This is a genomic window from Gluconacetobacter tumulicola (genome assembly GCF_014174215.1).
Lineage (GTDB): Bacteria > Pseudomonadota > Alphaproteobacteria > Acetobacterales > Acetobacteraceae > Gluconacetobacter > Gluconacetobacter tumulicola.
In genome coordinates this window covers 21183-37182 of sequence record NZ_JABEQL010000006.1, presented here as the reverse complement: position 1 = coordinate 37182, position 16000 = coordinate 21183, and the positions used below count along the sequence as shown (strand labels likewise).

General features: G+C 66.8%; 11 protein-coding genes. 6 read left to right on the top strand and 5 right to left on the bottom strand.

Annotated elements, in window-relative coordinates:
• Window position 1 precedes the first annotated feature (1 nt).
• From HLH29_RS06160 to HLH29_RS06150, 3 genes are all read right to left on the bottom strand, one after another.
• The gene (locus HLH29_RS06160; protein ID WP_182965079.1) at window positions 2–1477 is read right to left on the bottom strand and encodes a nickel-dependent hydrogenase large subunit; all 1476 of its coding nucleotides are present in this window, start codon (window positions 1475–1477) and stop codon (window positions 2–4) included.
• Window positions 1478–1679: 202 nt separating this feature from the next.
• Window positions 1680–2681, bottom strand: a complete 1002-nt coding sequence (locus HLH29_RS06155; protein WP_338030184.1) for an NADH-quinone oxidoreductase subunit B family protein — start codon at window positions 2679–2681, stop codon at window positions 1680–1682.
• 2 nt (window positions 2682–2683) lie between these two features.
• Window positions 2684–4042 (bottom strand): sensor histidine kinase, encoded by a 1359-nt coding sequence (locus HLH29_RS06150; RefSeq protein ID WP_182965078.1) that lies wholly within the window; start codon window positions 4040–4042, stop codon window positions 2684–2686.
• 876 nt (window positions 4043–4918) lie between these two features.
• Between HLH29_RS06150 and HLH29_RS06145 the strand changes: the two genes are divergently transcribed.
• The 6 genes from HLH29_RS06145 to HLH29_RS06120 all read left to right on the top strand — a co-directional run bounded on the left by HLH29_RS06145 (window position 4919) and on the right by HLH29_RS06120 (window position 13533).
• Window positions 4919–5746, top strand: coding sequence for a MurR/RpiR family transcriptional regulator (locus tag HLH29_RS06145; protein WP_182965077.1), 828 nt, complete (start codon window positions 4919–4921; stop codon window positions 5744–5746).
• Between the two features lie 86 nt (window positions 5747–5832).
• Window positions 5833–8232, top strand: coding sequence for a TonB-dependent receptor (locus tag HLH29_RS06140; RefSeq protein WP_182965076.1), 2400 nt, complete (start codon window positions 5833–5835; stop codon window positions 8230–8232).
• A gap of 43 nt (window positions 8233–8275) precedes the next feature.
• The gene (locus HLH29_RS06135) at window positions 8276–9613 is read left to right on the top strand and encodes a CapA family protein (RefSeq protein WP_182965075.1); all 1338 of its coding nucleotides are present in this window, start codon (window positions 8276–8278) and stop codon (window positions 9611–9613) included.
• The gene (locus tag HLH29_RS06130; protein WP_182965074.1) at window positions 9606–11096 is read left to right on the top strand and encodes an amidohydrolase family protein; all 1491 of its coding nucleotides are present in this window, start codon (window positions 9606–9608) and stop codon (window positions 11094–11096) included. The genes HLH29_RS06135 and HLH29_RS06130 overlap by 8 nt, the downstream gene beginning before the upstream one ends.
• Window positions 11093–12073 (top strand): GTP-binding protein, encoded by a 981-nt coding sequence (locus HLH29_RS19970; RefSeq protein ID WP_182965073.1) that lies wholly within the window; start codon window positions 11093–11095, stop codon window positions 12071–12073. Before HLH29_RS06130 ends, HLH29_RS19970 begins: the two co-directional genes overlap by 4 nt.
• Complete coding sequence (locus HLH29_RS06120; protein WP_182965072.1) at window positions 12070–13533, top strand: M81 family metallopeptidase; 1464 nt, start codon at window positions 12070–12072, stop codon at window positions 13531–13533. Before HLH29_RS19970 ends, HLH29_RS06120 begins: the two co-directional genes overlap by 4 nt.
• Before the next feature lie 9 nt (window positions 13534–13542).
• On the opposite strand, the gene HLH29_RS06115 is transcribed toward HLH29_RS06120, so the two are convergent.
• On the bottom strand, window positions 13543–15081 hold the full coding sequence (locus tag HLH29_RS06115) for an aldehyde dehydrogenase family protein (protein ID WP_182965071.1): 1539 nt from the start codon (window positions 15079–15081) through the stop codon (window positions 13543–13545).
• Window positions 15074–15955 (bottom strand): NAD(P)-dependent oxidoreductase, encoded by an 882-nt coding sequence (locus tag HLH29_RS06110; RefSeq protein WP_220791395.1) that lies wholly within the window; start codon window positions 15953–15955, stop codon window positions 15074–15076. The genes HLH29_RS06115 and HLH29_RS06110 overlap by 8 nt, the downstream gene beginning before the upstream one ends.
• Between the last annotated feature and the right edge of the window lie 45 nt (window positions 15956–16000).

The following is a 16000-nucleotide window of genomic DNA, read 5'->3' as shown; positions in this document are numbered from 1 at the left end:
GTCAATGCACCGTGCAGGCCATGCAGGGATCGAAGGAGCGCACGATATGCTGTACTGACAATGGCGCGCGCTCTCCGGGTCGGACCGGCGCGCCCACCAGCGCCCGCTCCAACGGGCCGGGCGTGCCCGACCCATCGCGCGGCGAGAAATTCCACGTCGTCGGCGCGATGATCTGGTATCCGGCGATCCGCCCGCCCTCGACGCGCAGCCAGTGCCCCAGCGCGCCGCGCGCTGCCTCGGTCATGCCGACGGCGCGCCCATCGGGTACCGCCCCCTGCACATGGCACCACGGGGCGCCGGGGCGAAGCATCCGCACCCATCCCTCCATCGCAATCAGCAGGCGCGCACTCTCGACCAGGCGCGCCACAACACGGGAGAGGACATTGCCGCCACCGCGCGCCATCAGATCCCGCGCCAGAGGCTGACCCGCGACAAGCTGCCGCGCCAGTGCGCCGGTCTCATACGGCAGGCCGGACAGGCGCGGCGCCTTGCACCAGCTATAGGCCGCCCCGTCGCGCAGGCGCGGAATGGTGGACCCGGCGAAGGGCGGATGCGGATGGTCGTGATCATCCATATGGCTGGCCGCGTGATCCTCGGTCACCGCCGCGATCTCCAGCGTCCGCGTCGCGCCGTCCACGAACAGGCCGCCGGGCCACAGCTGCGCCGCCCTCCCGGCCACCAGCCCGCCGGGATAGGCCCCATAGCTGAGGAACCGGTCATAAGCCCGCCCCGACTGCTCCAGCTCGAGGTCGGCCGCGATTTCCAGAAACAGGCGAAAATCACCCTGCGGCCCCTGGGCGCGCCACGTCTCCAGCGCCGCCACATCGGCCAGGGCGGCCACCTCTTCCAGCCCGGTCCCGAACAGATTTTCCTCCAGCGCCGCGCGCACGCCCGCCAGAATGCTGCCCAACCGCACGCACTCCTGCATGCCCACCCCGCGCGATACGCCCCCCGGCTGGATCGCCAGCGTATGCGGCCAGTGCCCGGCCAGTACCCCCATGACATGCAGCAGCAGGGCGCGCGTCTGCAGGATCGACCGCACCGCCGTCCCGCGCATGGCCGCGAAGCGCGCATGCGTCCGCACGAACCACGGCCGCCCCTCATAATCCGCCCGCGCGAAATCCGGCATGAAGAACAGATGGAAATGCGTCAGATGATCAGCCAGATTCTCCGTCGCCAGAATCAGGTTCGTCGCCACCTGCCCATTCGCGGCAGGGCCAATCCCCATCACCCCGGCCAGCGCCAGCGCCGCAGCGTGCGATTGCGAGACCGAACAGATGCCGCAGATCCGGGGCGCGATTGCCAGCGCATCCATCGGGTCGCGCCCTTCCAGAATCCGCTCGATCCCGCGAAACAGCGTGGCGTTGACCTGGGCCGCGCGCACCTGCCCGTCCGCAATGTCCAGCCGCACCTCCAGATCGCCCTCGACACGATTGAACGGCCCGACCACCAGCCGCGTGGCGCCTTGTTCGGTCATGCCGGGCACGCCTCAGGGCTCCCCCTCCGTTGGCTTTCCCTCGGCCGTTCCGGCCGAGGGAACCTTGGCCAACTCCGCCCTGAAACCCGCCAAAGGGCCGCGCCCTTTGGAAACCCGGTCGTTTCATTCATGATCGGGGTCCAGTGCCTCAGGCCCTGGTGGGTTCGGGCAATGCCCGATCCGTTCTCATCCGCTCTCATCCTCACCGCCGTTTCGGCGTACGGCAGGGCGGCGAGACGACCTGATGATCGCTGACAGCATTGCGGGCCAGGCGATCCGGCGTGGCCGCCTTGGCCAGCGACGACAGCGCCACGAACCACGCCTTGGGCATGTCGGTGGGCAGGCCGACGGGAATGCCCGCGATCTTGGGCGTGCGGGCAAAGGGGTGGCCGGGTTCCTCGAATTCCGGGGCGGTGCAGTTGATGCAGGCATAGCCGCCGCGCGTGCACGACCCGCCGCCGTTCCACAGCCGCGTATTGCAATCGCCATGCGCCTGGGTGCCGATGCAGCCCATATGCTCCATCATGCAGCCCTGTTCCGAGGGATGAAGGGCACTGGCCTTGTATTCATAGAACTCGTTGCGGGTGCAGCCATGATGCACAAGCTGGTCGGCGTAGAAACGCGGGCGCCCGAACGCATCCAACCCGTCACCGTCCAACGCCCCCTGCGCCAGAAGCATCAGCGTTTCGGTCACCCAGTCCGGATGGGTGGGACAGCCCGCGACATTGACCACCGGCAGGCCGCCGCGCGCGCGGAAATCGGTGCCCAGCGCGCCGCCTGGATAGTATCCGTCGAATTGCAGCCCGCAGGCGTCCAGAATGTTCGGTGAGGCCGCCGTCACCCCGCCATAGGCCGCGCAGGTGCCGACCGCCACCACATGCCGCGCCACCACCGCCAGGTCGCGCACCCAGTCGATCACAGGGCGCTCCGTCCCGGCCAGGACGTGAAAGCGGCCCGTGCCCTCCGGCCCACGCAGCATCGCCCCCTCGACGCACAGGGCATCCAGCGCCTGGCGGCCGCACAGAATGTCATCGAACAGGTCCCGCGCCTCGGCCCCCGTACGTTCGGACAGGCTAGGGTGCCACAGAAGTTCGATCCCTGCCCCCCGCAGCGTGGTCAGCAGGTCGGGCGATTCCGTGCACAGCAGGGACATGGTGCACCCCCCGCATCCGCCCGATTGCAGCCATAGCACCGTAAACGCCACGCTCAGGCCTCCGCTCCGCTGTTACCCGGTCCGTCATCGGGCATGAAGGCCGGCAGGTCCAGTGTCATCGTCGTCCCGCCCGCAGGATGACGCGACGCTGCCAGCATGCCCCCGTGCTCGGTCACCATGCGATAGCAGATCGCAAGCCCCAGCCCGGTGCCCTTGCCGACCGGCTTGGTGGTGAAGAACGGGTCGAAGATCCGGTCCATGATCTCGGGCGCGATACCGGGGCCGTTGTCGCGGATGGTCAGGCACACGCGCCCGCCCCGCCGGGTGCCGGCGATGTCGAGGGTCGGGCTGTCGCTCCCCTCCATGGCGTCCACGGCATTCTGCACCAGATTCATGATGACCTGCTGCATCTGCCCGGCATGGCCATCGACATCCAGGGCGCCGTCGAGGTCGGCATGGACGGTCACCGGGCGCCCGCAGGTGGCTAGGATCCAGTCCAGCGCCGTGCGCGCCACGTCCGCCAGGTCGAATATCGTGCCGGGCGTGCGCCGGTCCGAGGAAAAGCGCCGCAGATCGGCCACGATATCGCGCACGCGCTCGGCGCCATCGACGATACCGGACAGGGCCCCGTCCAGCTCCGACAGCACCATGTCGATGCGCAGGTCCTGGCGCTGCCGCGCGAAATCCGCCGCACGCGGATCGGCATGGACCGCCGCCAGATAGGCTTCCAGCCGCCTGGTGAAACGGCGCAGCGTATGCGCGTTGCCATAGACGAAGGAAATCGGGTTGTTCAGTTCATGCGCCACCCCGGCCACCAGCCGCCCCAGCGACGCCATCTTTTCGGCCTGCACCAACTGGGCCTGTGCGTCTTTCAGACTGCGATGCGCACGGTCCAGTTCGGTATAGGCGCGGCGCAGCTCGCCCAGCGGCCGTGCCGCCAGAACCACGCCTGACGGGCGCCCCCGCCCGTCGTATAACACGGTGCCGTTGACCGCGAAAGGCATCGCCCCCCCCGCCGCCGCTAGGATAAATTCCCGGTCCTCCAGACGCTGCCTCCGGACGATGGTGTTCGCGACGTCCGCTACCGTGGTGGGAGAGTGCGGATCGACCAGCTCCGTCAGCAGGCGTCCCACCAGCCCGTCCGCACCGCCGGGAAACAGCCGCTCGGCCGCCTGGTTGGTACGCACAACGCGCAGCGCAGTATCGCAAGCCACCAGCACGTCGGACATGGAATCGAACACACCGGCCATGAAGGCATGCGCGCCCTCAAGCTCGGCGTTCTTGCGTTCAAGCTCGACCTGCTGCCCGACCAGCTCGGCCCAGGTCTCGTCCATCTTGTTCATGACGCTCAGCCATAGTTGGTCGTCATCAACCAGTGGCCTGGAAGCGGTAGGCTGCACCGCATCAGTCATGATCGCTTTCCTCAGATCAGCATGACCCTGAAAGGATACCATAACCGGATGGAATATACTCGATGGGTTTACCCCAAGGGGAGCTTCAGACCCGATTGGACCTACGAAGAGATTGATTGTATTATATTTTATGGCCGACTTGGCGTGCGAACACGAAAAACCCACGAACCTGCTGGTTTCGTGGGTTTTTGATGTGATTCATGATTGCGGCCCCCCCCAGGGCGCAGCACCTCTATCTCATATGCTCCGGATCGGCGCAGAGCCAGCAGACCAGCAGGCGACACAACCCGGAGGATATCGACAGGAGTCCCATTTCCCTTGCCTTCGCGGCGATCCAACACCCTCGGCAATCGCCCGGCTACGGCTCCCGATTTCGTCCTGACGCACTTGCACTGTCTGCCAGAGCGCGTCGCTCACGATCCGCAATCCGACATCTCGGTCCGTATCCAGCTTTCGGGCAGATTGGGCCGGGCCAACCATCCCGGTCTGCGGGTCCTTGAGTGGCGCTGCCACTTCCGGGCCAGTTCCGCCTCACCGAAAACCAGAAGGGGCCCAAACAACAGCTTGACCCCTCCCAGGCAACACGGGAAACAATCCCCCAGTTGGGTCAGTGCTCGATGAAAATTCCGGGTCGGACCTCAGCACAAGTCGACAGTGCCATCGCCTTTCAAGGCGTGTCGTTCTTTTGGGAGGTTCAGGCAATTTTCTTACCTGCCCTACCGTTGCCGGGTTTCGCCCCTAGCGCCAGCAAAAACGACAGGAGAAAGATTCAAAGAAAAAACATTTTCATGTTGTATTCGGAACGGAAACCATGTTTCATAGAAAGTGCATAAGCGGACAGTGATGGAAGACGACACCCCCATAGAGGTAAGGATCATGCGGGTTCATGGTGAGCTTTCTCCGGGCGAACGGAAGCTGGCGGCCGTGCTTCTGGAGATGAACGGCAATTTCTCCGGATTCACGGCCGGCGAGCTTGCGGCACGGGCGGATGTCTCCAACCCGACCGCGGCGCGGTTCTTCCGCCGCCTGGGTTATGCAAACTACCAGCAGGCCCACAACCAGGCGCGGGACAGGGCCTCGGCGGGATCACCGCTCACCGCCTTGCGGAAAAAGAGCCGGCGCGATTCCGCGTCCTTCGACTTCGCGCCCTACGCGGAGCACGAGGCACAGAACCTGCGGCGCACGGCGATGGATATCGCGCCCGCTGATCTGGCGGAAGCCGTCCGGCTGCTAAAGACCTCGCGCCGGATCTGGATTGTGGGATACCGGAACTCCACGGTCGTGGCGATCTATCTCCATGCCGTGCTCTCCCTGCTGCGCGACGGCGCCTCATTGGCACCGAGGGCCGGAATGACGCTCAGCGAGGAACTCGTGAACATGGGCAAGGACGATCTGGTTGTCCTGCTTGCGTTCCGGCGCCGGCCCGCGATCCTCTCGCGTATCCTTCGCGAAGCCAGAAAGCAGGGTGCCAGAGCACTGCAGATCACGGATCCCGGCCAGCCACCGAGCCCCGACGCGTCGGTCCTGACGCTGCGCTGTTCGGTCGAAGGGTTGGGGATCTTCGACAATTACGGCTGCGCGATCACGTTGGTGAACTGCCTCGCCTCACTGCTGGAAGAGTCGATCGGCAGCGCCGCCGTGCAGCGCCTGAGCGAGGTGGAACGCCTGCTGGACGAGGTGGACGGCATCGCCACGGGGACCTGAGGCATCAGGTCCCCCCAAGGGCTCTCTCCGTACGGAATACGTTTCGATTTAGCAACATATTTCACTTCCAAACAACGGAGTTAGAAATGAGGGATTTTCGACTGAGCCTGAAAGCGGCGTTCTCCCTGGCCACAGCCCTGGGCACCGTCTGCGCGGCTGACGCGCAGACGGTGCCAGCCCGATCCCGGCATATGGCCAAGCCCGTCGCGACCGCCGGGGCCGTCCCCAGCCAGCCAGCCCACGCGAAGGTAAGGAACGCCGCCGTTCACTCCGCTGCCGAGACGGTCGCGGTGACGGCCCAGCGACGCGCCTTCAAATTCACCGCCCAGCAGCACGAGGCGACCTCGACCACCTATCTCGACGCTCAGGTCCTGGCCGAACGCCATATCAATACGGTCATGGACCTTGGCCGCGTGGTGCCGAACCTTACTGTCCAGTCCGAAGGGGGCAGTACGGCGCCATCATTCTATCTTCGCGGAATCGGGCTCCAGGACTACACACAGAACAACATGCCGTCCGTCTTGACCTATTTCGACGGTGTTCCGTTCCCGATCGCGTCCATGAGCAGCGGCATGATGTTCGACGTCCAGAGCGTCGCCGCCGAGCCGGGACCAGTCGGCTTCACCCACGGTCTGGGGGACACCGGCGGCGAGGTCCGTATCGAGAGCAACGCGCCGACGAAGCAGCTTCATTACGGCGCCACCGAGGACATCGCCACGCGGGACCGGAGCAAGACCGTCGTCTACGTATCCGGTCCGATTACGGACAAGCTCCAGTACCGCATCGCGGGCGAGAACATGGAAGGTGGCGCCTTCCGCTTCAATCGCGCCACCGGCCAGAAGATCGGCAATGCCAATTTCGGCGCGATCCGCGGGCGCCTGGCCTGGCAGCCGGACGAGAAGACCAACATCGACCTGATCGCCAACTGGTCCCTGGATCGCTCGGAGGCGACGACGAGCTTCGTGCTGCAGGATTTCTCGAAACTCAGCAACGCCCCGCGCGACACCAATATCTACGCCACCGGCTGGAGCCTCAATCCGGTCTATGCGAAAGTGCTCGGCATCTCGCCCAACAGCGTCCCATCGAACAACGACGTGAACTGGAACATCACGTTGAAGGGCGAGCATGATTTCGGCTTTGCCAAGCTGTACGGCATCACATCCTTCGCCCAGCAGCAGCGCCACGAATATATCGACCGCGACGCCCTGACATTCCGCTCGGGCGACACCTATTTCGTGTCCCAGACGAACATGTTCTCGCAGGAACTGGGCCTTCAGGGCCGGCCGCTGTTCCACGACCGGTTCCACTGGGTGGTTGGGACGTACTACAACCGGATCCGCAACTACGGATCGAACTGGTTTGACCTTTCCGACTATATCGGCCTGATCCGCGACAGCACGCATCAGCAGCCGGAGCAGAATTTCAGCCAGTTCGCGACCCTTGGCTACGACATAACCCGCAAGCTGAAACTCTCCTTCAGCCTGAGCCACCAGACCGACGACCGCCAGCTCGTTGGCGATGACATCAGGCAATATTACTACGGCACCACGGCCTCGCAGTGCGGCGGCGCGCCGTCATGCTGGACGTCGCATGCCTTCGGGACGCACGGAGCGCTCACCAACCAGCTTTCCGGCAAGACCGGCATCAATTACCAGGCCACGCGCAATGTCCTCGCTTATTTCACCATCTCCCGGGGCGTGAAGCCGGGCGGGTTCACGACGAACACCACCGTCTCCGACGTCCAGATCAAGCCGTTCAAACCGGAATGGGTGCTGGCCTACGAGGTAGGGCTGAAGACGGAGTTCTTCGACCACAGGCTGCGCCTGAACTGGGCCGCATTCTATGACGATTACCACGACAAGCAGATCCTGGGTACCGTCGTGATCCCGGGCAACCCGAAATCCTATACGGGCCCGACGCCGGGAACCTATGGCTCCTACGTCAATATCCCCCATTCGGAGATCTGGGGAACCGAGTTCCAGCTCGAGGCCCATCCGCTCAGGGGCTTCAGCCTGTCGCAGAACTTCGGTTATCTACGCAGCAAATACACGGATTATCAGCAGGTCAACAGCGCTGCGGTGTCCGCCGGCTACGCGGTCACCGGGGTCTATACGCCGGTCTATACCGATTATGGCGGCGCCGACATGGGCCTGCCGAAGCTGACGCTCAGCGGCATGGCGTCCTATGACACGAGGCCATTCTGGGGCCATTACATGATGAATTTCGAGGTGGATTATTCCTATCGCACCATGCAGGACAGCCTGCAGCCACGCGGGACAGGCGTCTACGTCGTTCCTCCGTATTTCCTGCTGGGTGCGAGCGTCACCTTCAAGCCCGTCAACAGTCGCTGGTTCGTGACTGCCTATGCCTCGAACCTGACGAACCGCCATTACATCGACGTGGTGAGCGTGGCCGCGACGACGGTGCTGACGGGCATCTCCGGCGAACCCCGCTTCGTCGGTGGGCGCTTCGGCATCGATTTCTGACGGCGGTCGACCACGGAACCGGATCACGAAAGCGGAATACCCCATGCCCACCCTGGCCCTGACCGGCGACAGCATCCTACTCCGCCGCCTCAACAGCATGACCGATCCCGCGATCAGCCCCCTGTTCGACCTGATCCGCAGTTCGGACATCGCCTTTACCAATCTGGAGGTTCTGCCGAACGATTTCGAAGGAGATCCGGCCCTCGAGAGCGGCGGCTCGCATTTCGGGGCGCCGTCCTGGGTGATCGACGAACTCGCCGAGGCGGGGTTCGACCTGTTCGCCACGGCGACCAACCACAGCCTCGACTACAGCATCTCGGGACTGCGCAAGGCGATCGCGGCGCTGGACGCACGGCAAATCCTCTATGCCGGGATCGGCGAAACCCTGACGCGGGCACGCATGCCCGTCTACTGCACACGTCCCGAAGGCACCGTGTCGTTGCTGTCCTGCACCGCAACTTTCTCCACCGGGCAGGAGGCGGCGGCACAGACGGACGCGATGCAGGGGCGGCCAGGGCCGAACCCCCTGCGACACGCAGCCGTGTACGAGGTGACGCCGCCGCAGATGGCGACTCTGCGGGAAATCGCGGAGCAACTGGGCCTGGAATCGATCCGCAAGACGACGATCCGGCTCGGCTTCGGCTTCCCGCCCGCGTCGGAAGACATCCTGCCGCTCGGCGGGATGAATTTCCGCGCCGCCCCGGCGCCCAGGATCAGGACCACCGCCAACGCCGAGGACATGGCGGACATCGCCCGCTGGGTGAAGGAGGCACGGCTGGTCTCGGACCTGGTGGTGGTCAGCCTGCATGCCCATGAGGTCGGCTACAACGCCGTCGGAGAAATGGACCCCGAAATCCCTGCCGAGTTCCTGGTGGAATTCGCCCATGCGGCGATCGACGCAGGGGCCGACCTGGTAGCAGGGCACGGGCCGCATCTCCTGCGTGGCATCGAGATCTACAGGGAGCGGCCGATTTTCTACAGCCTTGGCAATTTCATCGGCCAGAACGAACTCGTCCCGCGCCTGCCGGCCGATTCCTACCGCCGTTTCCGCGCAAGCCCGGACCTGACGCCCGCCCATGTCTACCGCCTGCGGACCGAGGCCGACACAAAGGGCTTCCCGGCGGAAAGCCGGTTCTGGGAAACGGTAATGCCGGTCTGCGAGTTCGGGCCGGGCGGCGTGACCTCCATGACCATCCATCCGGTGGAACTGGGATTGGGCGGCCCGCCGCACCGACGTGGCGTGCCGCGCCTGGCAACGGGCGAGCACGCATCGTCGATCCTCGGGCGGCTTCAGGCGCTGTCCCGGTCGTTCGGCACACATTTCGAGCAGGAAGGCGATACGCTGCGTTGGCAGATCGCAAAAGGAACAGAGCATGTATGACACGATCATTCGGGGCGGGCTGCTCGTCGATCCGGAAACCGGGCTCGAATCCCCCGGCGATCTCGCGATCCGTTCCGGCGTGATCGAACGCGTCGGCCATGTGACGGGCGACGCGGCGGTGGAGATCGACGCGCGGGGGCTGGTGGTGGCGCCGGGCTTCATCGACATTCACGCCCATGGCCAGTCTCTGGCGGCCGACCGCATGCAGGCCTTCGACGGCGTTACCAGCAGCCTGGAACTCGAAGTCGGCATCCTGCCGATCGGCGCGTGGTACGATCGGCAGAAGGCCGCGCGCCGGGTACTCAATTACGGAGCGTCGGTGGCGTGGGCATTCGCGCGGATCGCCGTGATGATCGGCCGTCCGCTGGAACCGTCGCTGTCCTTCATGGGGCGCTGCTTCGACGATCCGCGCTGGAGCCAGGAAACGGCGACTGACCGCGATCTTGCCGCGATCCTCGCGATGGTCGAGTCCGGGCTGGCCGAAGGCGGGATCGGCATCGGCATCCCGCATGCCTACCTGCCCGGCGCCGGTGCCAAGGAGATCGTGGAACTCTGTGCGCTCGCCGCCCGGCACGACGTGCCGACCTACACGCACATCGCCTACTCCTCGAATATCGATCCGCGCAGTTCGATCGATGCCTACACGCGGCTGATAGGCTATGCAGGGGCAACCGGCGCGCATATGCATATCTGCCATTTCAACAGCACCAGCCTGCGCGACGTGCGCCGCGCGGCCGAAATCGTCGCCAAGGCCCAGGCCCAGGGCCTGCCGATCACGGTCGAGGCCTATCCCTACGGCACAGGCTCCACGGTGGTCGGCGCGCCCTTCTTCGCCGATCCGGCCTTTACCGAGCGCACGGGCAACCCGTACACCGCCATCCAGTTCGTCGACGGCGGACACCGTATCAGGGACCGCGACGAACTGCTCGCGGCAGGCCAGGCGCGGCCGGAATCTCTGGTGCTGTGGCATTTCCTGGATACCGAAACCGATCCCGAGGCGCGGGAACTCCTGGATCTTTCCGTTCTTTATCCCGGTGGGATCATTGCCTCGGACGCCATGCCGTGGACCATGCCGGACGGGACGATCTATGAAGGCGACGCCTGGCCGCTGCCCGAGCAAGCCGCATCGCATCCGCGCTCGTCCGGCACGTTCACGCGCTTCCTGCGCGAATATCTGCGCGAACGTGGCAAGGTCTCGCTGCGCGAAGCCATGCGGCGCTGCTCGCTGGGCCCCGCCGGGATTCTGGAGGCCAGCGTGCCCGCCATGCGCCGCAAGGGCCGCGTGCAGGAAGGATGCGACGCGGATCTGGTCGTCTTCGATGTGGAAACGATCACCGACCGCGCCGAATTCATGGCGATGAACCGCCATGCCGAGGGCGTGCGGCACCTGTTCGTCAACGGCAGCCGCGTCATCGCCGACGGGCAGCTGGTCACGGACGCCTTTCCCGGCCAGCCGATCCGTGGACGCGGGACCGGTTCGTGACCGGCACGGCCGCTGCCGTTCCCATCACCATCATCGGCGGGTTCCTGGGCGCCGGAAAGACCACCCTGCTCAACCGGATCGTGACTGCGCAGGCGGCGCGCCGCCTGGCCGTGATCGTGAACGATTTCGGCGCGATCGACATCGATGGCGAACTGATCGCCCGGCGCGGGGAAGACGTGCTGGCGCTGCGCAACGGCTGTATCTGCTGTTCGCTGCAGGGCGACCTGCTGGGAATGCTGCGCCGGCTGCTGGCGCGCGACCCACCGCCGGAGGGGATCTTCGTCGAATGCAGCGGTGTGTCGCGGCTCGACGACATGCGCCGGGCCCTGCTGGACCCGGTCATCTGGGCGCATGTGTCCTTCGAAGGCATCGTGTGCGTGACCGACGCCGAGGCGCTGGCCGAGGCCGGGCCGGTGACGCGCGATCCGCTCTTCCTCGAACAGATCCACGCGGCCGATCTGATCGTGCTGTCGCACGCCGATCGGCTGGAGGCAGAGGCTGTCGACCGGGCCGAACACGCCCTGCACGCGATCCGCCCCGGCGTCGCGATCGCGCGCGACGGGGCGAGGCTCCTGGCCCATCCGGCCCTGCGGGCGGCAGCGGCACTTGCCCCCCGCGTTCGCGCCCTGCGCGCGTCGGCGGGAGAAGTAGCGGCGGACCCGGAGTTCGCCAGCCTGGCCTGGCGGTCGGACGCGCCCATCGACGTGATGTCGTTCCGCACGGTGCTGGAGCGTCACGCGCCGGGCCTGCTGCGGGCCAAGGGCATTCTGTACGCCGCCTCGGCCCCGTATCGCGGAATGTTGCTGCAGATGGTGGGCATGCGCGCCACCGTCGGCCCGGCCCCCGAACGCGCGCTGGCCGACCGTTCGACCCGGATCGTGTTCATCGGCCGCCGGGGCACCTTCGACCCCGCCTCCCTGCTGCGCGACCTCGACGCGCTCCCGGCACCATTGCGAACGACAAGGATTCTGAAATGAAAATCTTCATCGCGACATTGGGGACCGAGACCAACACGTTCTCGCCCATCATGACGGGGCGCGGCGCCTTCATGGGCGAACGCGACTGGTTCCGCAGCGGCGCGACAGACCATCCCACCACCATGGCGAACCTGCCACTGAAGACCTGGCGGGCGCTCGCGGAACAGGAAGGGCACGACATCGTCGAGAGCGTGTGTTCATTCGCCCAGCCGGCCGGACCGACCCTGCGGCGCGTCTATGAGGAACTGCGCGGCTACGTGATCGAGGATCTGCGCGCGGCCCTGCCGGTCGACGTCATCCTGATATCGATGCACGGCGCGATGGTCGCCGTCGGCTATGACGATTGCGAGGGCGACATGCTGACGCACCTGCGCGCGGTGGCCGGGCCGGATACCGTCATCGGGACAGTGCTGGACCTGCATTGCCACCTGACCCCCGCCATGATGGCGCAGGCGGACCTGATCGTCACCTACAAGGAATATCCGCACGACGATATCGCCCCGCGCGCGACGGAACTCTACCGGCTGGCCGCCGACACGGCCCGTGGCGCGATCCGCCCGGTCATGGCCGCGCATGATTGCCGCATGCTGTCGATCTGGCGCACGCCAGAGGCGCCGGCGCGCGCGTTCGTGGACCGGATGCAGGCCCTGGAGGGGCGGGACGGCATTCTCTCCGTCTCGTTCGCCCATGGCTTTCCCTGGGCCGACGTGCCCGATGTCGGTGCCAAGATGCTCGTCATCGCCGATGGCGACCCGAGCAAGGCCCAGTCACTGGCCACCGCTCTGGGGGAGGAAGTCTGGGCGATGCGCGGCGATAACACTACGCGCTATTTCACGCCAGACGAGGCGATCGACCGCGTCCTGGCGGAAACGGGCGCCCCGGTCGTCCTGGCCGACGTGTCCGATAACGCGGGCGGCGGCGCGCCGTCCGATAATACCGAGATCCTGCGGCGCCTGATCGCGCGCGGGGTGCGCGACGTCGCGGTGGGCTGCTTCTGGGACCCGATGGTCGTCGCCTTGTGCCGCGAAGTCGGGGCGGGCGAGACGCTGCCGCTGAGGCTGGGGGGCAAATGCGGCCCGACTTCCGGCGATCCCCTCGACGTGGTCGCGACCGTCCAGGGGGTCACCGACGACCTTCGACAGGTCGGGCTGGGGGGCGGCACATCCTCGCTGGGGCCGGCGGCATGGCTGCGGATCGATGGCCTGGACGTCGTCGTCATGTCGCGTCGGCAGCAGACCTTCTCGCCCGAAGCCTTTACCAACCTGGGTATCGACCTCGCCGCCCGGCGGGGCATCGTGGTGAAATCCGCCCAGCATTTCTACAACCGTTTCGCCGGACTGGCATCACAGGTTCTCTTCGTCGCGGCCCCGGGCTGCGTGCAGCCGGACATGCGCGGCCTGGACCTGAAACGGGCGGGCCGTCCCCTCTGGCCCCAGGTGGAGGATCCCTTCGCCGCCTGACCCCCGGCATCATCCGACATAGCCGAAGGGCATGCCCGGCCGCGCGGCCGTCTCGACCCAGACGCTCTTGGTCTGGGTATAGGCGCGCAACGCCTCGCTGCCCGAGGAGCGGCCGAAGCCCGAATGGCCAAAGCCCCCGAACGGCGAGGCGACGTTGATGGTCTTGTAGCCATTGATCCAGAACGTGCCCGCGCGCACGGCCGCCGCGACGCGATGGGCGCGGCCGACATCGCGCGTCCAGACCGCGCCGGCCAGGCCGTAGGGCGTGGCGTTGGCCAGCGCGATCGCCTCCTCCTCCGTGTCGAACGGCAGGACCGTCAGTACCGGACCGAACACTTCCGCGCACGCGATCGGGGCATCGGGCGGCACGGCGTCGATGATGGTCGGCGCGTAATAGAAGCCGCCGCTGTCGCGCAGGCCATCCGGGCAGGCACCGCCGGCCGCCAGATGCCCGCCGGCCTCGACGGCCGCCGCCACCATGGCGGCGATCCTGCCATGCTGGCGCCGGTTGTTGATCGGGCCGATCTGGGTCGCCGGGTCCATGGGCGACCCGACCGGAATCCGGCCCGCTGCGACCACCAGCCGCTCCATGATCGCCTGGTGGCAGGCACGCTGGACCAAGAGGCGCGACCCGGCGACGCAGCTTTGCCCGGCCCCGCCGAAAATCGCCGCCTGTGCACCAAGGATGGCCTGATCCATGTCGGCATCCGCAAACACGATGTTCGCCGACTTGCCGCCCAGTTCCAGGATGCTCGGCACGATGTTGCGCGCGGCGGCCGCGGCGATCTGCCCACCCGCCTCTGCCGAACCGACAAAAACCACCAGCCGCGTGACGCGGTGCGCCACCGCCGCCGCGCCGGTCGTCAGCCCCGCGCCGGCCAGGACATTGACCAGCCCGCGCGGCATCCCCTCGGCCCGGTCGCACAGCATGCCGAGCGCGAGCGAGGTCAGCGGCGTCAGTTCCGACGGTTTCAGCACCACCGCATTGCCCGCGCAGATGGCGGGCGCGATCTGCCAGCCCGCCGTGAAGACCGGCGCGTTCCACGGCGTGATCTGCACGACCGTGCCGAACGGTTCGTGGCGCGTGTAGTTCAGATGGGTGGTGGGAACGGGGATGACCGCGCCATGCAGCTTGTCGCACCAGCCGGCATAATATTCGAACATCTCGGCGACCTTCGCCACCTCGCCGCGCGTATCGCGGATCGGCTTGCCGGCCGAAAGCGTCTCAAGCTCGGCAAGCGCGTCGGCATGATGGCGCACCAGCGCCGCCACCGCCCACATCGCCCGACCGCGGGCCGCCGCGGTCATGCCCCACCAGTGGCGCTGCGCCGCCCCGGCCGCGGCCATGGCCGCCTCGACCACCGGGATGCCGGCGTCGGCGAACGACAGGAAAGGCCGCCCGTCGGCCGGGTTCACCAGCTCCAGCGCCGCCCCGGTGCCAGGCAGGATCTCGCCGGCAACCACGCTACCCACCACCCCGCCAGGCAGGAAGATGCGCAGCAGCGCCGAAATCCGCGCGGCGGCATCGGAAAAAGGTCTTTCAGACATTGCGCGTTTCTCCCGGCATGCGGAAATCGGCCATGCGGGTGAAATCGTCGCCGTCGACGATGGCGGCGCCCTGCCACAGGCGCCCGACATGGGCGGAGAGCGGCAGGTCGAGCCCGGTTTCGCCGGCCAGTTCCAGGGCAAGCCGCACATCCTTGCGCATTAGCCCGGCCGAAAAGCCGCTGTCGAAGGTGCCGGGCAGGATCCAGCGCGGATACATCGTCTCGCTGACCGCGCTGCGCCCCGTCGCGCTGTTGACCACCGCGATGGCCTCGCCCGCCGACAGGCGGGCGGCTTCGGCCAGACGCATCGCCTCACCCGTCGTCACCAGGTGGGCGGCGACGAGAAGATTATTCACCAGCTTCACGATATTGCCGGCGCCGGGCGGCCCCACATGCGGCGCCCGCGCCGACAGCGCGTCGAGCACCGGCCGCGCCTGGGCGTAATCTTCCCCGCTGCCGCCGACCATCATCGTCAGCGTCCCGGCGGCGGCACCCGACGGACCACCGCTGACCGGCGCATCCAGCAGCCCGTGCCCGGCCAGAGCAAGCTGCCGCGCCAGACGCCGCGTGGTGCCGGGGTCGGAGGTCGAACTGTCGATCACCACGACCTTGCGGTCCCGCCGCGCCAGCAGGCCGCCCGGGGCGGTCACCACCGCCTCGACATCGCGGGCCAGGGGAAGGGAGAAGACCATGGCATCCGCGGCGCGCAGCACCGGGGCCAGCTCGTCGGCGACGGAAATGCCGGCCTCGGCGGCCAGTTGCCGGCGCGGGGCGCCGATATCATGGCCCAGCACGGCAAAGCCCCTGGCGGCCAGCCGGGTGGCCATCGCCAGGCCCATATTGCCCAGCCCGATCACACCGACAGTTTCGATCATTCCCGACATCCGGCCATCCTTGCAAAAAACGTCACGATTCCGCCC